This is a genomic window from Burkholderia sp. Ax-1720, assembly GCF_011753035.1.
GTDB lineage: Bacteria > Pseudomonadota > Gammaproteobacteria > Burkholderiales > Burkholderiaceae > Burkholderia > Burkholderia gladioli.
In genome coordinates this window covers 1-17,683 of sequence record NZ_VWWK01000145.1, presented here as the reverse complement: position 1 = coordinate 17,683, position 17,683 = coordinate 1, and the positions used below count along the sequence as shown (strand labels likewise).

Annotated in this window: 20 protein-coding genes and 1 pseudogene; 7 read left to right on the top strand and 14 right to left on the bottom strand. The window is 67.8% G+C overall.

The features are described from left to right. Positions 1-344, top strand: a 344-nt coding sequence (locus F3J18_RS28225) for a dihydrofolate reductase family protein (RefSeq protein WP_205195602.1), incomplete at its 5' end; no start/stop codon positions are given. A 31-nt stretch (positions 345-375) separates the two neighbouring features. On the opposite strand, the gene F3J18_RS28220 is transcribed toward F3J18_RS28225, so the two are convergent. The 5 genes from F3J18_RS28220 to F3J18_RS38600 form a co-directional block, all read right to left on the bottom strand. Continuing rightward, complete coding sequence (locus tag F3J18_RS28220) at positions 376-774, bottom strand: nucleotide pyrophosphohydrolase (RefSeq protein WP_025100560.1); 399 nt, start codon at positions 772-774, stop codon at positions 376-378. Between the two features lie 48 nt (positions 775-822). Then, the gene (locus F3J18_RS28215) at positions 823-1,863 is read right to left on the bottom strand and encodes a PDDEXK nuclease domain-containing protein (protein WP_105829842.1); all 1,041 of its coding nucleotides are present in this window, start codon (positions 1,861-1,863) and stop codon (positions 823-825) included. 196 nt (positions 1,864-2,059) lie between these two features. Beyond that, a complete protein-coding gene (gene ychF, locus F3J18_RS28210) occupies positions 2,060-3,154 on the bottom strand; it encodes a redox-regulated ATPase YchF (RefSeq protein ID WP_166915439.1) in 1,095 nt (364 codons plus the stop codon). Positions 3,155-3,548: 394 nt separating this feature from the next. Further along, positions 3,549-3,914 (bottom strand): hypothetical protein, encoded by a 366-nt coding sequence (locus F3J18_RS28205; protein ID WP_025100557.1) that lies wholly within the window; start codon positions 3,912-3,914, stop codon positions 3,549-3,551. A 129-nt stretch (positions 3,915-4,043) separates the two neighbouring features. Continuing rightward, a complete protein-coding gene (locus F3J18_RS38600; RefSeq protein ID WP_036030550.1) occupies positions 4,044-4,166 on the bottom strand; it encodes a hypothetical protein in 123 nt (40 codons plus the stop codon). A 500-nt stretch (positions 4,167-4,666) separates the two neighbouring features. On the opposite strand from F3J18_RS38600, the gene F3J18_RS28200 reads away from it, so the two are divergent. The 4 genes from F3J18_RS28200 to F3J18_RS28185 all read left to right on the top strand — a co-directional run bounded on the left by F3J18_RS28200 (position 4,667) and on the right by F3J18_RS28185 (position 9,432). After that, a complete protein-coding gene (locus F3J18_RS28200) occupies positions 4,667-5,848 on the top strand; it encodes a UbiH/UbiF family hydroxylase (RefSeq protein WP_096749802.1) in 1,182 nt (393 codons plus the stop codon). Positions 5,849-6,017: 169 nt separating this feature from the next. Continuing rightward, on the top strand, positions 6,018-6,743 hold the full coding sequence (locus F3J18_RS28195; protein ID WP_013696519.1) for a DsbC family protein: 726 nt from the start codon (positions 6,018-6,020) through the stop codon (positions 6,741-6,743). A gap of 154 nt (positions 6,744-6,897) precedes the next feature. Next, complete coding sequence (locus F3J18_RS28190; RefSeq protein ID WP_166915437.1) at positions 6,898-8,688, top strand: PDZ domain-containing protein; 1,791 nt, start codon at positions 6,898-6,900, stop codon at positions 8,686-8,688. Between the two features lie 144 nt (positions 8,689-8,832). Further along, positions 8,833-9,432, top strand: coding sequence for an NAD(P)H-dependent oxidoreductase (locus tag F3J18_RS28185; protein ID WP_025100554.1), 600 nt, complete (start codon positions 8,833-8,835; stop codon positions 9,430-9,432). Between the two features lie 134 nt (positions 9,433-9,566). On the opposite strand, the gene F3J18_RS28180 is transcribed toward F3J18_RS28185, so the two are convergent. The 9 genes from F3J18_RS28180 to F3J18_RS38705 all read right to left on the bottom strand — a co-directional run bounded on the left by F3J18_RS28180 (position 9,567) and on the right by F3J18_RS38705 (position 17,091). Further along, the gene (locus tag F3J18_RS28180; RefSeq protein WP_166915435.1) at positions 9,567-10,427 is read right to left on the bottom strand and encodes a uracil-DNA glycosylase; all 861 of its coding nucleotides are present in this window, start codon (positions 10,425-10,427) and stop codon (positions 9,567-9,569) included. A 3-nt stretch (positions 10,428-10,430) separates the two neighbouring features. Then, complete coding sequence (locus F3J18_RS28175; RefSeq protein ID WP_025100552.1) at positions 10,431-11,057, bottom strand: CYTH domain-containing protein; 627 nt, start codon at positions 11,055-11,057, stop codon at positions 10,431-10,433. Between the two features lie 11 nt (positions 11,058-11,068). After that, positions 11,069-11,854, bottom strand: a complete 786-nt coding sequence (gene trpC / locus F3J18_RS28170) for an indole-3-glycerol phosphate synthase TrpC (protein WP_166915433.1) — start codon at positions 11,852-11,854, stop codon at positions 11,069-11,071. Positions 11,855-11,932: 78 nt separating this feature from the next. Next, the gene (gene trpD, locus F3J18_RS28165; protein WP_025100550.1) at positions 11,933-12,964 is read right to left on the bottom strand and encodes an anthranilate phosphoribosyltransferase; all 1,032 of its coding nucleotides are present in this window, start codon (positions 12,962-12,964) and stop codon (positions 11,933-11,935) included. A gap of 11 nt (positions 12,965-12,975) precedes the next feature. Further along, positions 12,976-13,566, bottom strand: coding sequence for an aminodeoxychorismate/anthranilate synthase component II (locus tag F3J18_RS28160; protein WP_013696526.1), 591 nt, complete (start codon positions 13,564-13,566; stop codon positions 12,976-12,978). 13 nt (positions 13,567-13,579) lie between these two features. After that, positions 13,580-15,073 (bottom strand): anthranilate synthase component I, encoded by a 1,494-nt coding sequence (gene trpE, locus F3J18_RS28155; protein ID WP_166915431.1) that lies wholly within the window; start codon positions 15,071-15,073, stop codon positions 13,580-13,582. Between the two features lie 353 nt (positions 15,074-15,426). Continuing rightward, positions 15,427-16,143 carry a phosphoglycolate phosphatase gene (locus F3J18_RS28150; RefSeq protein ID WP_166915429.1) on the bottom strand — a complete coding sequence of 239 codons (717 nt, stop codon included), beginning with the start codon at positions 16,141-16,143 and terminating at the stop codon, positions 15,427-15,429. A gap of 4 nt (positions 16,144-16,147) precedes the next feature. Further along, positions 16,148-16,834 (bottom strand): ribulose-phosphate 3-epimerase, encoded by a 687-nt coding sequence (rpe, locus tag F3J18_RS28145; RefSeq protein WP_013696529.1) that lies wholly within the window; start codon positions 16,832-16,834, stop codon positions 16,148-16,150. Then, a complete protein-coding gene (locus tag F3J18_RS38705) occupies positions 16,831-17,091 on the bottom strand; it encodes a hypothetical protein (RefSeq protein WP_080959746.1) in 261 nt (86 codons plus the stop codon). The genes rpe and F3J18_RS38705 overlap by 4 nt, the downstream gene beginning before the upstream one ends. Between F3J18_RS38705 and apaG the strand changes: the two genes are divergently transcribed. Then, positions 17,017-17,391, top strand: a complete 375-nt coding sequence (apaG, locus tag F3J18_RS28140; protein ID WP_013696530.1) for a Co2+/Mg2+ efflux protein ApaG — start codon at positions 17,017-17,019, stop codon at positions 17,389-17,391. The two genes, F3J18_RS38705 and apaG, sit on opposite strands and share 75 nt — an antisense overlap. Before the next feature lie 88 nt (positions 17,392-17,479). Further along, positions 17,480-17,683: pseudogene (locus tag F3J18_RS38310) on the top strand (murein transglycosylase); the annotation flags it as partial.

Sequence of the window (17,683 nt, the reverse complement as noted above, 5' to 3'; positions counted from 1 at the left end):
CGCGTGCCGATGCGCTGCGCGCGCGTGGCGCCGAGGTGGTGTCGCTGGCCAACGCGCGCGGCTCGGTCGACCTGGCCGCCGTGCTGGCCGAGCTGGGCGGGCGCGGCGACAACGAACTGCACGTGGAGGCGGGGCGCACGCTGAGCGGGGCGCTGCTGCGCGCGGGGCTGGTGGACGAGTTGCTGGTCTATGTCGCGCCGAGCCTGCTGGGCGCCGATGCGGCGGCGATGTTCGAGCTCAGCGCGCCGGTCTCGCTGGAGTCGCGCGTGAAGCTGCGCTTCCATGATGTCGAGCGAGTCGGCGAGGATCTGCGGATCCTGGCGCGGTTCGAGGGGGTGTCTTGAGGTGAGGGCGCGATGAAGCGCGGCGGGGTTTTCAGGCAGGCGGCGCTGAGTTGCCGTGGTCGTCTTCGTAGTCGGAATACTTGCGTGAATCGCCGAATACCTTCTCCGCCGGGTATTTCTGGCGATTGATCACCATCTTTTCCAGGAAGGCCGCGCGCAGGTCAATGTCCAGCTGATCGGCGAGCTGGACCAGGTAGGCCAGCACATCGGCCATCTCGTGGCGCACCGCCTGCAGGCCGGCTTCGCCGAGTTCGGCGGCCTCGCCCGAATTCAGCCACTGGAACGGCTCGAGCAATTCGCTCGCCTCGACGCTCAAGGCCGTGGCGAGGTTCTTCGGCGTGTGAAACCTGGACCAGCCGCGCTCGGCGACGAATTCACGAAGGATGTCGCGTGCCGTCAGCAGGCTGTCGCGCTCGTTCTGGTCGTTCACGGCTGGGCTCCTTGCAGTTTCCTCGGGGGCGTGTTGGCGATGGAGTACTTAATCTTGCCCACCACCTAGCTCACGCTCGATCTGCTCGATGCTGGGCAGGCTGGTTTGCAGTTCCGCAGGCAGGGATTCGATCAATTGGTATTCCGCCACGCCGATGGGCTGAGTCTTGTCGCGAAGCGCATATTCAGCCACCACGGTGTTTTTACTCTTGCACAGCAGCAGGCCGATGGTCGGATTATCCTGCTCTGCCTTGACCTGCATATCCATGGCGGTCAGGTAGAAACTCAGTTGACCAAGGTGCTCCGGTTTGAACTTCTCGGCTTTCAGCTCGACCACTACATAGCAGTGCAGCTTGAGGTGGTAGAACAGCAGGTCGATGAAGAAATCGTCACCGCCAACTTCCAGATGAACCTGGCGGCCGACAAAGGCAAAGCCTGCGCCCAACTCGAGAAGAAACTGGGTGATGTGCTTGACCAGTGCCGCCTCGATTTCGCGTTCGTTGGCCTCCTGGCCGATATCCAGGAAATCGAAAAGGTAAGGATCCTTGAGGGACTGCCGTGCCAGGTCGGTCCCCGGCGCGGCTAGACGATCGGCGAAGTTGGTGATTGCCTGGCCCTCCCGCTCCAACAGGCGGGATTCGATATGGATTTCCAGCGTGGCACGCGACCAGCCTTGCTCGATGGCTCGTCGAGCGTAAGCGAGTCGTTGCTCAGGTTGTTTCAGCCTGGCCAGCAATACCAGGTTGTGGCCCCAGGGCAATTGTCCAACAGCCTGTTGGACAATTGTCGCGTCCGGCCAGGCATCGGCGAACGAGCGCATGTACATCAGGTTTGCGCGGGAGAATCCCTTCATATCGGGGAAGGCCGTTCGGAGATCGTGCGCCAGCCGTTCGATGACCTTGGCCCCCCAACCCTGCTCTGCTTGCCGTTGCAGGATGTCACGGCCAATTTGCCAGTAGAGCAGCACCAGTTCCCGGTTGACGGCCAGTGCTGCCCGTTGCTGGGCACGATGAATGCGGCTCTTCAACTCACCCAGCCAGTTGGCGTAGCCTTCCGGGACTGGGGCGAGAGACACGGGCTTTTCGCTCATGTCGACTCCCCGCTGGTGGCCTCGATCGCGACCAACAGCCGACTATGGACTCCGTAGTGGAGAGAGGCGGCTCCACGGTTGGATGCAGATGCCTCTGCCTGATCCGAAATACCCTGGATTTCGCGGGTCGACTGGAGCGCTCGTCGAATTCGACCGCTCCCGCGGTCAGGATAAATCGTCAGATTTCTACCATGCCTCAGACGTTGAACAGGAAGTTCATCACGTCGCCGTCGTGCACCACGTATTCCTTGCCTTCAGCGCGCATCTTGCCGGCTTCCTTCGCGCCATGCTCGCCCTTGTAGGCGATGTAGTCCTCGTAGCCGATGGTCTGCGCGCGGATGAAGCCGCGCTCGAAATCGGTGTGGATCACGCCGGCCGCCTGCGGGGCGGTGTCGCCGATATGGATGGTCCAAGCGCGCACTTCCTTCACGCCGGCGGTGAAATAGGTCTGCAGGCCGAGCAGCTTGAAGCCGGCGCGGATCACGCGGTCCAGGCCCGGCTCGTCCATGCCCATGTCGGCCAGGAAGGCTTCCTTGTCGGCATCGTCGAGATCGGCGATCTCGGCCTCGATCGCGGCGCACACCGCCACCACCGGCGACTTCTCGGCTTCGGCGTACTTGCGCACGGCGTCCAGGTGAGGATTGTTCTCGAAGCCGTCGTCCTTGACGTTGGCCACGTACATCGCCGGCTTGGCGGTGATCAGGCAGAACGGCTTGAGGATCGCGAGCTCGTCCTCGGACAGGTCCAGGCCGCGCACGGCCTTGCCCTGGTCGAGGTGGGCGCGCACCTTCTCGAGCGCGGCGGCCAGCTTGACCGCTTCCTTGTCGTTGCCCGACTTGGCGGCCTTCGAGTAGCGCGTGAGCGCTTTCTCGACGGTGCCCAGGTCGGCCAGCGCCAGCTCGGTGTTGATCACCTCGATGTCGTCGAGCGGGTTCACGCGGCCGGCCACGTGGATCACGTTCTCGTCCTCGAAGCAGCGCACCACGTGGGTGATCGCATCGGTTTCGCGGATGTTGGCGAGGAACTGGTTGCCGAGGCCTTCGCCCTTGCTGGCGCCGGCCACCAGGCCCGCGATGTCGACGAACTCGACCACCGCCGGCACGATCCGCTCGGGATTGACGATCGCCGAGATCGCCTTCAGGCGCGCATCCGGTACCTCGACAATGCCGACGTTCGGCTCGATGGTGCAGAACGGGTAGTTCTCGGCGGCGATGCCGGCCTTGGTCAGCGCGTTGAACAGGGTGGACTTGCCGACGTTTGGCAGGCCGACGATGCCGCATTTGAGGCTCATGGGAAACCTTTCTGGATCAGATGTTGTGTGCTCGCGCGGGGCGCGCCCGGCAGCTTCGGGCCGATCGGCCGCGCAAGACGGAACCGGGGCGGGGCGGCAGGCGGCGCGACCGGGCGCTGGAGCCGGCGGTTTCGCGCGGATGCTGCCCGCGAAAGGCGCAATTGTATCGCGTTCGGATCGGGGGATTTCAAGCGGGAGGGACGGCGGCGCCGGCGCGGGACGGAAACGGCGGCGCGGCGGGCGGGGCGCCTGCCGACCAGGGGCGGGCGAGGCGAGGGCAAGCCCGGTTACGGCGGGAGCCGCGGACGCAAGCATCGACAGGCTGCGCCGGCGGTCGAACGACCGGAGCGTCGCCGCCCCGGGAATTCGCCGTTCCTGGCGAGCGCGCCGCCCGTCAGTCGGCGACGCGTCGGTCGGCCAGCGCCGCTCGGCAGTCTTCCATCACCAGCGCGACGAGCCGCGACTGCGTGTCGAGCTCCTCGGTATCGATGATTTCCTCGACGGCGTCGCGCGCCCAGGCCTTCTCGACGAAGTCGCCGTGCTTCCTGGCGATGTCGAGCGCGACGGCGGCGAGCTTGGCGATGCAGAGCCAATCGGCCTCGCGCAGGTGGCGGTCGAGCCACTTGTGCGCGGCCTGCACCTGGAAGGATGCGGCTGGCCACGATTCGTTCAGGTAGAACGCGCCGAGATTTCCGACGGTGAGCCAGCACAGCAGCTCGACGCGGTCGTGTTGGGTGAGGTTGGGGTGTACGTCGCTCATGGCCATGCTCGAGATGGGGTTGAGAGTCGCTTTCCGTCACCGGTGATACGCGGGGCCGACGAATCAACAATAGCACGCCATGGACGATTTCACGCAAGCCCGGAATCGCCCGGACTCGCGCGCGGCGGATCAGTAGCGATAGTAGTCGCGATGGTGGTGGTAGCCGCCGTCCGGCACCACGATGCAGCCGCCGAGAGTGGAGCCGAGCAGCACGGCGAGCGAGGCGAGGAGGGCGATGCGTTTGAGTTTCATGATGGCGTTTCCCTTTGGTTCATCAATGGAGCCGACTGTAGCGGTGCAGGGCATGACAAGCGGTATGCGTTTGTAAGGAAACGTGTGGGCTGTAATGCTTGCGGGCCGTGCCTCACGGGGCGATCGCGGGGGCGGTTACGGATGAAATGGGTTCGGATCGCAACGACTTGTGGAGGGAGCGAAAAAGGCGGGGGCGGGAAGCTCGGCACGGTGAATTCGCAGCGCCCAAGCGACGGCTCGTTCAGTGCCGGAAGGGGGCGCCGGACTGGCGATCGAGCGCGGCGGCAAGGGCCGCGGAACCCGGGTGGCGATCACGGGCAGGGTTTGTCCGTGTCGGTCGCGCGCGACAGTTTTCTCCGCTGCCATGCCGCGCTTGGTCGTGCCGCTCGGCGCGGTCGTCCCGCAGCCTCGGCGAGTCGCTGGAGATCGCCGCCGAACCCCGGTTCGCGCTGATCTTCCGCAAGCCCGTGCCACATGGAAAAAACGGCCCCGCAGCTATAATGCGCGCCATGACTGCCCATCCTCAGACCTTCGACGTCGCCGTGGTCGGCGGCGGCCTTGTCGGCAAGACCGCGGCGCTCGCCATGACCCAGGCCGGCCTCAAGACGGCGCTGCTCGCGCAGCCCGCCGCGCCGCGCGCGGCCGACACGGCGTTCGACGCGCGCGTCTACGCGTTGTCGGCCAGCTCCCAGGCCCTGCTCGAACGCCTGCGCGTCTGGCAGGCGCTCGAGCACACGCGGCTCGCGCCCGTCTACGACATGCGCGTCTACGGCGACGCCCAGGCGGAGCTGCATTTCTCGGCCTTCCAGGCCGCGGTGCCGCAACTGGCCTGGATCGGCGAATCCTCGCTGGTCGAGCGGGCGCTGGATGCGGCGCTGCGCTTCCAGCCGAACCTGAGCTGGATCGACACGCGTGCCCAGGGGCTCGACATCACGCCCGAGCGCGCCACGCTGTCGCTCGCCAACGGCGAGGTGATCTCGGCCGACCTGGTGGTGGGTGCCGACGGCGCGCATTCCTGGGTGCGTTCCCAGATGGGCGCCAAGGTCAAGCGGCGCGACTATCGCCAGACCGGCGTGGTCGCCAATTTCAAGGCTGCCGAGCCGCACCGCGAAACCGCCTGGCAGTGGTTCCGCGACGGCGAGATCGTCGCCCTGCTGCCGCTGCCCGACGGCCACGTCTCGCTGGTCTGGTCGGCGCACACGGCGCATGCCGACGAACTGCTGGCGCTCGATCCGGCGCAACTGGCGGCCGAGGTCGAACGCGTCACGCATCGCCAGCTCGGCGCGCTCGATTGCGTGACGCCGGCCCAGGGTTTCCCGCTGGCGCTGCAGACCGTCGACCGGCTGATCGCGCCGCGCGTGGCCCTGGTCGGCGATGCCGCCCACCTGATCCACCCGCTGGCCGGGCAGGGCATGAATCTCGGGTTGCGCGACGTGGCCGCGCTGGCCGATGCCATCGCCTCGCGCGAAGCCTTTCGCGATCTGGGCGACACCGTGCTGCTGCGCCGCTACGAGCGCTCGCGCCGCGAGGACATCCGCGCGCTGATGGCGGCCACCGACGGCCTGCAGCGGCTGTTCGCGCTGCCCGGCACGCTGGCGCGCGTGGCCCGCAACACCGGCATGGCGCTGGTCGGCGCGCAGCCCTTCGTCAAGCGCTGGCTGGTCGCCTCGGCGCTCGGCTGAGCGCCGCCGCGGCTGGCTCGCGGCGCCGGCGCGCAGCCATCACCGGCGCCGCGAGCCGATTCCGATCCTGATTTCGTGACGAACCAATCCGGCGCAGGCCGGTCGGACAGGGTTCGCCCACCGTCGTACACTAACGGACGTGCTCCGACAGACCCCCAAGGAAGAGTGAATGAAAACCACAGTCCGCATCGCCGCGCTCGTGCTGGCGACCGCCGCCGCCACGCTGGGATGCACCGCGCAGGCTGACCAGACCACCGACAAGCTGAAGACCACGCTGCAGGCGCGCCTGGGCGACGCGACCGTCAAGAGCATCGAGAAGTCGCCGATCCCGGGCCTCTACGAAGTGAATCTCGGGTCGCAAATCGTCTACAGCGACGCGGCGGGCGATTACGTCCTGCTCGGCGACCTGGTCGACACCAAGACGCGCAAGAACCTGACCGAGGCGCGCATGGCCGAGATCAACAAGGTCGATTTCGCCAGCCTGCCGCTCAACAACGCGATCAAGTACGTGAAGGGCAACGGCGCGCGCAAGATCGCGGTGTTCTCGGATCCGAACTGCCCCTACTGCAAGCGCTTCGAATCGACGCTGCAGTCGATGGACAACATCACCGTCTATACCTTCCTCTACCCGGTGCTGACGCCCGACTCGACGGTCAAGTCGAAGGCGATCTGGTGCGCCTCGGATCGCGCCAAGAGCTGGGAGAACTGGATGGTCGGCCATCAGCCGCCGAGCGGCGCGGGCAACTGCGATACCTCGGCGCTCGACAAGAACCTGGCGCTGGGCCGCGGCCTGAACGTGACGGGCACGCCCACCATCATCCTGGCGGACGGCACGCGCCTGCCGGGCGCGGTGTCCGCCGACCAGCTCAACAGCGCGCTGGCCGCCGTCAAGTGACGCGCCGGGCCTGATCGCCCGAACCAGCAAGAGGCGCCGGCATTCGTCTGGCGCCTTTTTCGCATCTCGAACCCGCTTCACAACCCGCTGCACAACCCGCTGCACGAACCGTTTTGTTGCCGGCCCGTTTCGCCAACCTTTGCCGATGCCCCCGATGACCCCGATCCGCTATTCCATCGTCCCCAAGGACCCCGCCGCCCACCTGTTCGAAGTCACGCTGAGCGTCGCCGAGCCGGACCCGGCCGGCCAGCGCTTCATGCTGCCGGTATGGATCCCGGGCAGCTACATGGTGCGGGAATTCGCGCGCAACATCGTCACGCTGCGCGCCTTCAACGAGGCCGGCCGCAAGGTCCGCATCGCCAAGGCCGACAAGCACAGCTGGCAGGCCGCGCCGGTCGAGGGGCCGCTGACGCTGCGCTACGAGGTCTATGCCTGGGACCTCTCGGTGCGCGCCGCGCATCTCGACGATACCGGCGGCTTCTTCAACGGCACCAGCGTGTTCCTGGCCGTCGAGGGGCAGGAGGCGGCGCCCTGCGTGGTGGCGATCGGCAAGCCCGAGGGCGAGACGGCGCGCCGCTGGCGCGTGGCGACGGCGCTGCGCGAGGCGCGCGGCACGCGGCGCTACGCGTTCGGCGACTACGAGGCCGACAACTACGACGAACTGATCGACCATCCCGTCACGCTCGGCGAATTCGCGCTGGCGAGCTTCGACGCGCATGGCGTGCCGCACGACGTGGTGATCGCCGGCCGCGTCGCGCGGCTCGACATGGAGCGTCTGTGCGCGGACCTGAAGCGCGTCTGCGAGGCGCAGATCGCGCTGTTCGAGCCACGCACGAAGAAGGCGCCGATGGCGCGCTACGTGTTCATGACGCAGGCCGTCAGCGACGGTTACGGCGGCCTCGAGCATCGTGCCTCGACGGCGCTGATCTGCAACCGCACCGACCTGCCGGTGAAGGGCCGCCCGGAAACCAGCGAGGGCTACCGCACCTACCTGGGCCTGTGCAGCCACGAGTATTTCCACACCTGGAACGTGAAGCGGATCAAGCCGGCCGCCTTCGTGCCCTACGACCTGAAGCAGGAGAACTACACCTCGCTGCTGTGGCTGTTCGAGGGCTTCACCTCCTACTACGACGACCTGATGCTGGTGCGCAGCGGCCTGATGAGCCGCGAGGAATACCTGGCTGCGCTGGGCCGCACCGTCGGCGGCGTGCTGCGCGGCGCGGGCCGCACCAGACAGAGCGTGGCGGAAAGCTCGTTCGATGCCTGGGTCAAGTACTACCGCCAGGACGAGAACGCCTCGAATGCGATCGTCAGCTACTACACCAAGGGTTCGCTGGTGGCGCTGAGCTTCGACCTGGCGATTCGCGCCGCGACGCGCAATCGCAAGTCGCTGGACGACCTGATGCGCCTGCTCTGGACGCGCTACGGCCGCGACTTCTATCAAGGCCAGCCGCGAGGCGTGGCCGAGGGCGAGGTGGCCGCGCTGATCGTCGAGGCGACCGGCGTCGACCTGGGCCGCTTGTTCGACGATGCCGTCTCGGGCACGCGCGACCTGCCGCTGGCCGAGCTGTTCGAGCCGTTCGGCGTGTCGCTCTCGCCCGAGGCGGGCCCCGGCGCGAAACCCTCGATCGGTGCGCGCGTACGCGGTGGCGGCGATTGCACGCTGGCGGTGGTGCACGAGGGCGGTGCCGCGCATCGGGCCGGGCTGTCGGCCGGCGACGTGCTGGTCGCGCTGGACGGTTTGCGCGTGACGGGCAGCAACCTGGAGGGGCTGCTGGCGCGCTACCGCCCTGGTGACAGGGTCGAAGCCCATGCCTTCCGCCGCGACGAGTTGCGCACCACCACGCTGCGGCTCGACGCGCCCGACGTGGTGCGCTACAAGCTGGCGGCGGCCGACAAGCCGGCCGCGCGGCGTGCCTGGCAGAACGCCTGGCTCGGGCTGTAGCACGGTAAACCGGCGATGGGTCGTGGCGGATTGTCCCGCTGTTGCAACAATCCGTCGCCGGCGGCCCGCTTTTTCATGTCGGGGGGGATCCGCACAATGGGCCCCACTCGCGCTGCTTCCAGCGCAAACCCAACGGAGCCCGACATGACGACCATCCTGCAAATCAATTCCGCCGCCCGCTCGCAAGGCGCCCGCTCGACCCAACTGTCCGACGAACTGACCGCCAAGCTGGCCCAGTCCAACCCGGGCGCCAAGGTGGTGGTGCGCAACCTGCTCGCTAACGCGCAGCCGCACCTCGACGACGCCGTGCTCGGCGCCTTCTTCACGCCGGCCGAACAACGCAGCGCCGAGCAGAACGCGATCGTCGCGAAGAGCGACGAACTGGTCGCCGAACTGCAGGCCGCCGACATCGTCGTGATCGCCGCGCCGCTCTACAACTTCGGCATCTCCTCGCAACTGAAGACCTATTTCGACTGGATCGCCCGCGCCGGCGTGACCTTCCGCTACACCGCGAACGGCCCGGAAGGCCTGGTCACGGGCAAGAAGGTGTTCGTGGTCTCGGCCCGCGGCGGCAAGTACCTCGGCACGCCGAACGACACGCAGACGCCGTACCTGAAGACCTTCCTGGGCTTCCTGGGCATGACCGACGTCAACTTCATCCACGCCGAAGGCCTGAACATGGGCCCGGACGCGGAAACGGCCGCGCTGGCGGCAGCCCGCGAAGCGATCGCCGCGGCAGCCTGAGGCGGCTTTCCGGAGCGTGCGCCGCGCCCCCCCGGGCGCGCGCTTCGGCTGCTGCCTCGAATGAAAACAGCCCGATCGGCATAGGCCGGTCGGGCTGTTTCGTTTGCGGCGGACGGATCGGGCGTGGCCCGGCTTCAGGCCAGCGTGACGGCCTCGGCGGGTAGCCGCCAGTCGATCGGCGCCTTGCCGTGCTCGGCCAGGTAGTCGTTGGCCAGCGCGAAATGCCGGTTGCCGAGGAAGCCGCGGTGCGCGGACAGCGGCGAGGGATGCGGCGACTCGAGCACGCAATGCGCGCTGGTATCGAACAGCGCGCGCTTGGCCTGCGCGTGCGCGCCCCACAGCATGAACACCAGGGCGCGATGGCGGCGCGCCAGTTCGCGGATCAGCGTATCGGTGCAGGGCTCCCAGCCGCGTTTCGCGTGGCTCGCGGCCGCGCCTTGCTCGACCGTCAGCACGGTGTTGAGCAGCAGCACGCCCTGGCGCGCCCAGGAGTCGAGACAACCGTGCATCGGCGTGTCGTGCCCGAAGTTCGCGGCGATTTCCTTGAAGATATTGCGCAGCGAAGGCGGTGGGCGTACCGCCGGCGGCACCGAGAAGGCCAGGCCGTGAGCCTGCGGCGTGCCGCGATCGTCGCCGTGATACGGGTCCTGGCCGAGGATCACCACGCGGACCTCGTCGGGCGAGGTCAGGCGCAGCGCGCGGAACACGTCGGCCGGGTAGATCGTCTTGCCGGCCGCGCGTTCGGCGTCGACGAAGCGGCACAGCGGGGCGTAGGCGTCGCTCGACACGAAGGGCGCGAGCAGCTCGCGCCATGCGGTGGGCAGGGCCTCGAACTGCGCCTCGAGCGGCAGCGCCGCCGGTGCCGCGCCGGCGCCGACATCCGCCGCGATCGCGGCGGTTTCGGTGTCGCCGGGCGTGGACGTGGCCGGTTCGTCGAACAGTGACGCTTGCGAGACGGCGCCCGGCTTGGCGCGGGAGGGGGAACGGCTCGCCATGGTTCAGGCGTCGCGCAGGCGGTAGCCGCGCTGCGCCTTGCTCTGGTCGTCGGGCGCGAGGCCCGGCAGCGCGGCCTTGAGTTCGTTCGCGAGCGTGTGCAGCACGGCCTCGTCGCCCTCGATCAATTCGAGTTCGATCTCGCGGATCGGCGCGCGACGCGTGTCGCCGTCCACCTCGGCGATGATCTCGCCGAGATCGAGCCCGGCCTCGACGGTGCTGCCGTCACGGACGATGCGCCAGAGTGTGCGCGCGAAATCGGTGCGGAACAGCGCGACCAGCCGCGGCGCGGCCGCGCGCAGCGCGTCGGCCGCGGCCGGCACGTCGCAGACGGCCAGCAGCGCGTCGATCTCCAGCGCATCGCCGGCTACCGGCAGCTCCCATTCGTGGCGCGTATGCAGGCCCTGTTCGGCCGAACCGACCGTCTTGAAGGTCTGCAGCCAGCCTTGCGGCGCGAGGCGCACGCGAATGGCGCTCTTGGCCCGTGCCAGGGCGAGATCGGGCGTGTCGTAATAGACGTTGGCGAGATGGATCTCGCGGCCCGCCGCGCCGGCGCAGGCGTCCAGCGCACTGCGGGCCGCGCCCTGCGCGCCGGCTGGGAGCGCCAGCTTGATTTCGGTTTCGATGGCCATTGCGATACGCGTCAGAAGAACATCCGGGCGAGTTCCTCGCCCGGTTGCTCGGCGCGCATGAAGGCCTCGCCGACCAGGAAGCAGTGCACGTCGGCCGCCTTCATGCGTTCCACGTCGGCGCGCGCGAGGATGCCCGATTCGGTCACCACGATGCGATCGGCCGGCACCATGTCGAGCATGCCCAGCGTGGTCTCGATGGTGGTCTCGAAAGTGCGCAGGTTGCGGTTGTTGATGCCGATCAGCGGCGTCTTCAGCGTGAGCGCCTCGTTCATCTCGTCGCGGTCATGCACCTCGACCAGCACCGCCAGGCCCAGCGAATGCGCATAGGCTTCCAGGTCCTGCATCTGCGGCGTGTCGAGCGCGGCGGCGATCAGCAGGATCGCGTCGGCGCCCATCGCACGCGCTTCGAGCACCTGGTAGGCGTCGACGATGAAGTCCTTGCGCAGCACCGGCAGCTCGCAGGCCGCGCGGGCTTCCTCGAGATAACGCGCGCTGCCCTGGAAGAACTGCTCGTCGGTCAGCACCGACAGGCAGGCCGCGCCGTGCTGCGCATACGAGGCGGCGATCTCGGCCGGCACGAAATGCTCGCGCAGCACGCCCTTGGAGGGGCTGGCCTTCTTCACCTCGGCGATCACGGCGGACTGGCCGGCCGCGTGCCTGGCGCGCAGCGCGCCGACGAAGTCGCGCAGATCGCGGGTTTCGGCTTCCAGCTCGAGGGCTTCGAGCGGCGTGCTCTGCAGCGCGGCGGCGATTTCCTCGCGCTTGACGCCGATGATTCGGTTGAGGATGTCACTCATGGCAAATCCGACGGAATGGGGTTCGGACCGGGATCCGGGTGGATTGGCCGACCGGCTGGCCGGTCGGCACGCAGGGGTTCAGCGCGGAAACTGACTGGTGAAGCGTACCAGCTCGTCGACCTTGGCGCGCGCCGCGCCGCTGGCGATGGCTTCGCGCGCGAGGCCGATGCCCTCGGCGATCGAGGGCGCGATATTGGCCGCGTAAAGCGCGGTGCCCGCGTTCAGCGTGACGATCTCGCGCGCCACGCCGGGTTTGTTGTCGAGCGCCTCGAGCAGCATCACGCGCGACTCGTCGGCATTCTCGACCTTCAGCGTGCGGTTCGACACCATCTGCAGGCCGAAATCCTCGGGATGGATCTCGTATTCGGTGACCTTGCCGTCGCGCAGCTCGCCCACCAGGGTGGCCGCGCCGAGCGAGACCTCGTCCATGCCGTCCTTGCCGTAGACCACCAGCACGTGCTCGGCGCCGAGCCGCTGCATCACGCGTACCTGGATGCCGACCAGGTCGGGGTGGAACACGCCCATCAGCTGGTTGGGCGCGCCGGCCGGGTTGGTCAGCGGCCCGAGGATGTTGAACAGGGTCCGCACGCCGAGCTCGCGGCGCACCGGCGCGATGTTCTTCATCGCCGGATGATGGTTCGGCGCGTACATGAAGCCCATCCCGGTGGCCTCGATGGAGGCCGCCACCTGCTCGGGAGCGAGATCGATGTTGACGCCGAGCGCGTCGAGCACGTCGGCGCTGCCTGACTTGCTCGAGACGCTGCGGTTGCCGTGCTTGGCCACCTTGGCGCCGGCCGCGGCCGACACGAACATGGTCGCGGTCGAGATGTTGAAGGTGTGCGAGCCATCGCCGCCGGTGCCGACGATGTCGACGAAGTTCGAGTTGTCGGCCACCTCGACGTGGCGCGCGAATTCGCGCATCACGGTGGCGGCCGCGGCGATCTCGCCGATCGTCTCCTTCTTCACGCGCAGGCCGGTGATGATCGCGGCGGCCATCACGGGCGACATGTCGCCCCGCATGATCATCCGCATCAGGTGCAGCATCTCGTCGTGGAAGATCTCGCGGTGCTCGATCGTGCGCTGCAGCGCTTCCTGCGGGGTAATCGTCATCGCATCCCCGCTCATGCCGGCTGGGCCGCGCTCGCGCGCGCCTGCTTCAGGAAGTTCTGCAACTGCGCGTGGCCGTGCTCGGAGAGAATCGATTCGGGGTGGAACTGCACGCCCTCGATCGGCAGCGTCTTGTGGCGCACGCCCATGATCTCGCCGTCCTCGGTCCAGGCCGAGATTTCCAGGCAGTCGGGCAGCGTCTCGCGCTCGATCGCCAGCGAGTGGTAGCGCGTCACGTCGAAGTGCCGGGGCAGGTCGGCGAACACGCCGCGGCCGTCGGTCTCGATGCGGCTCACCTTGCCGTGCATGATGGTCTTGGCGCGGATCACGCGGCCGCCGAAGGCCTCGCCGATCGCCTGGTGGCCGAGGCACACGCCCAGGATCGGCTTCTTGCCCGCGAACTCGCGCAGCACCTCGAGCGTGATGCCCGCGTGCTGCGGGTTGCTCGGGCCCGGCGACAGGCAGATCGCCTCGGGATCGAGCTCGGCGATCTGCGCGAGCGTGATCTCGTCGTTGCGATAGGTCCGCACGTCTTCGCCGAGTTCGCCGAAGTACTGGACCAGGTTGTAGGTAAACGAATCGTAGTTGTCGATCATCAGCAGCATGGTCAGTCTCCGTTCAGAAGTCGCTGTCGAGGCCGTCCTGCACCTGTTCCGCCGCACGCAGCACGGCGCGCGCCTTGTTCTCGGTTTCCTGCCATTCGGATTCGGGCACCGAGTCGGCCACCACGCCGGCCGCGGCCTGCACGTAGAGATTGCCGTTGTGGATCAGGCCGGTGCGGATCGCGATGGCCAGGTCCATCTCGCCCGAGAACGACAGGTAGCCGACCGCGCCGCCGTACAGGCCGCGCTTGACCGGCTCGAGTTCGTCGATCAGCTCCATGGCGCGCACCTTGGGCGCGCCCGACAGCGTGCCGGCCGGGAAGGTGGCGCGCAGCACGTCGTAGTTGGTCATGCCGGGCTTGAGCTTGCCTTCCACCGAGCTGACGATGTGCTGCACGTGCGAGTACTTCTCGATCACCATCTTGTCGGTCACGGCGACCGAGCCGGTGGTGGCGATGCGGCCCACGTCGTTGCGCGCCAGGTCGATCAGCATCACGTGCTCGGCGATTTCCTTCGGGTCGTTGAGCAACTCGGTGGCGAGCGCGGCGTCGCGCTCCGGCGTGTTGCCGCGCGTGCGCGTGCCGGCCAGCGGGCGGATCGTGACGATCTGGTCCTCGCCGCGCTTTTCCTGGCGCACCAGGATCTCGGGCGAGGCGCCCACCACGTGGAATTCGCCGAAGTTGTAGTAGTACATGTACGGCGAGGGGTTCAGCGAACGCAGCGCGCGGTACAGCGAGAGGGGATTGTCGCGATAGGGCTTGGTCAGGCGCTGGCCGACCTGGATCTGCATCAGCTCGCCCTCGGCGATGTATTCCTTGGCCTTGAGCACGGCGGCCAGGTAGTCGTCCTTCTTGAATTCGCGGAAGGTTTCGGTGCGCACGCTCGGCGAGGTCACCGGCGGTTGCACCGTCGAGTGCAGGCGCTGCTTGAGCTCGCGCAGGCGCTGCTTGGCGCGCGGGTAGGCCTCGGGGCGCGACGGGTCGGCGTAGATGATCAGGTAGAGCTTGCCGGCCAGGTTGTCGATCACGGCGACTTCCTCGCTCAGCAGCAGCTGGATGTCGGGCAGGTGCAGGTCGTCGGGCGGTGCCGTGTCGGCCAGCTTCTTCTCGATGTAGCGCACCGCGTCGTAGCCGAAGTAGCCGGCCAGGCCGCCGCAGAAGCGCGGCAGGCCGGGGCGCTGGGCCACCTTGAAACGTGCCTGGAATTGCTCGATGAAGGTGAACGGATCGCCTTCGTGCGTCTCCACCACCTTCCCGTCGGTGACCACCTCGGAGACGCCCTTGCTGGTGCGCACCAGGGTGCGGGCCGGCAGGCCGATGAACGAGTAGCGGCCGAAGCGTTCGCCGCCGACCACCGATTCGAGCAGGAAGGAATTGGCGCCGCCGCGCTCGGACTGCGCCAGCTTGAGGTACAGCGAGAGCGGGGTTTCGAGGTCGGCGAGCGCTTCCGCGATCAGCGGGATGCGGTTGTAGCCTTGATTCGCGAGCGATTGGAATTCGAGTTCAGTCATGTTCCGGTCCTGTGGGGACGAGCGGCAGGGCATGCCGGGAGAATCGCGGTCGCTGCGCGGCGGGCCGGGGGCGGGTTGCGGTCAGGGCCTGACCGGCTTGCACCATCGTCGTGCGAGCGACCGATGCGCGTTCCCGGCGCCCGGACGCGAGGTGTTCGGGGCGAGGGCAGGGCATGGACAATCGAGTGACGAGGCGCGAATCGCGCAGCAAAACAAAAAACGGATGCCGAAGACAGGCTTCGGCGAACCTCGGGAGCGAGGTTAGCGCGACCAGCGACGCCAGGGCCAGGCTCCCCGGTCGATGCTGCTCAGACTCCGTTTTTTGTTCAGAAACATGCGGATGGAAGAATAAATCAGAGGGTTCGCTCGACGGCGTTGTGCGCGGTAATGACCTGCGCCGCCTCGAGCAGCGAATCGACTATACCATCCGAATTTATCGTTTGTATAGCTTTGCCGTGGTTGTAGCCATAGGGCACCGTCAGCGTCGCCAGGCCCGCCGCGCGGCCCGCCAGCGCGTCGTTTTCGGAGTCGCCGATCGCCACCGCCAGCGCCGGTTCGACGTCCAGCCGCTGGCAGGCGGTCAGCATCGGCAGCGGATCGGGCTTCTTGCGGGGCAGGCTGTCGCCGCCGAGCACCACGCCGAAATAGCCGTCGAGCCGGTACTGCGCGAGCAACTCGAGCGCGAAGCGATACGGCTTGTTGGTGACGCAGGCCAGCGCCAGGCCGGCCGCGCGCATCGCGGCCAGGCCGGCCTCGACGTCGGGGTAGAGCCGCGTGTGGCGGCCGTTGATGGTGGCGTACTCGGCCTGGTAGATCGCCAGCGCCTCGTCGAAGCGCGCCTGCGCCTCGGCTTCGGCCAGGCGCGGCTTGAGCACCTGGACGATCAGGTTTTCCGAGCCCTTGCCGACGTAGTGCATGACCTCGTCGCGCTGCGTGCCGGGCGCGCCGATCCGCGCCAGCATCGCGTTGAGGGCGGCCGTGAAGTCGTCGACGGTATCGATCATGGTGCCGTCGAGATCGATCAGGGCGGCAACCAGCCGCGGCGAGGCGAAACGGATCGACGCGCTCATCGCCTCAGCCCTTCGCGACGCCGGCCAGGGCCGTGCGCATCTCGTCGATCACCGCCTTGTAGTCGGGCTTGCCGAAGATCGCCGAGCCGGCCACGAAGGTGTCCGCGCCGGCTGCCGCGATCTCGGCGATGTTGTCGACCTTCACGCCGCCGTCCACTTCCAGGTGGATCTCGCGGCCGGTGCGCTCGCGATAGGCGTCGATCTTGGCGCGCGCCTCGCGGATCTTGCGCAGCGCCTCGGGAATGAAGGACTGGCCGCCGAAGCCCGGGTTCACCGACATGATCAGGATCAGGTCGAGGCGATCCATCACGTGGTCGAGGTAGTGCAGCGGCGTGGCCGGGTTGAACACCAGGCCGGCCTTGCAGCCGTGGTCCCTGATCAGCGACAGGGTGCGGTCGATGTGATCCGAGCCTTCCGGGTGGAAGCTGATCACGTTGGCGCCGGCCTTGGCGAAATCGGGGACGATCCGGTCGACCGGGCGCACCATCAGGTGCACGTCGATCGGCACCTGCACATGCGGGCGGATCGCCTCGCAGACCAGCGGGCCGATCGTCAGGTTCGGGACGTAATGGTTGTCCATCACGTCGAAGTGGATCCAGTCGGCGCCGGCGGCGACCACGTTGCGGACTTCCTCGCCGAGACGGGCGAAGTCGGCCGACAGGATGCTGGGAGCGATACGGAATTGCGTCATGGCGGTAGGGGGACGTGCTTATGCAAAAGCGCCATTCTACCGCCGCGGGCGGCCCCGGCAGGCCGCGCGGTTGCGGGCGGGGGCCGCATCAAGCAGAATGCCGAACCAGTGCGGGTCGCCCAGGCGGCTGCCCGCGCGGCGCCGGATCGTGGGCGCCGGTCGACCTTCGAAGCGGGATTGCCATGAGCCAGTATGAATTCAGCGTGTCGGTGAAAACGGCGTATCTGCCGGAACAATCCGACCCGGAACGCCGTCAATACGCATTCGCGTACACGCTGACGATCGTCAACACCGGTCAGGTGGCCTCGCAGTTGATCGCGCGGCACTGGGTCATCACGGACAGCGAACAGAAGGTCCAGGAAGTGAAGGGACTCGGCGTGGTCGGCCACCAGCCGCTGCTCAAGCCGGGCGAGCAATTCGAGTACACCAGCTGGGCGGTGATCGCCACGCCCGTGGGCACCATGCGCGGCGCGTATTTCTGCGTGGCCGAGGACGGCGAGCGCTTCGAGGCGCCGGTCGCCGAATTCGCGCTGCACATGCCGCGCACGCTGCACTGAGGGCGCGGCGCGGCGTGCTTACGGGCGGCGCGGCGGATCGTCGGGGCGCGAGCGGGCCTTCTTCTTGCCGGACGCGGTCCAGAGCACGATGAAGATCAGCAGGCCGAGCGCCAGCAGCGATTCCAGCGCGAAGATCAGCATCGGGTATTCGTCGAACAGATCAGACATGGCGGTTTCCATCAAGTACGAACATTGTAGGCGGTTCGGGCCGCGGCTGGCCGCCTGGGCCGCCGCGATCGCGACGGCGGCGCTGCTGGCCGCCTGCGGCAGCGCCCCGGTGCGGCATGCCGCG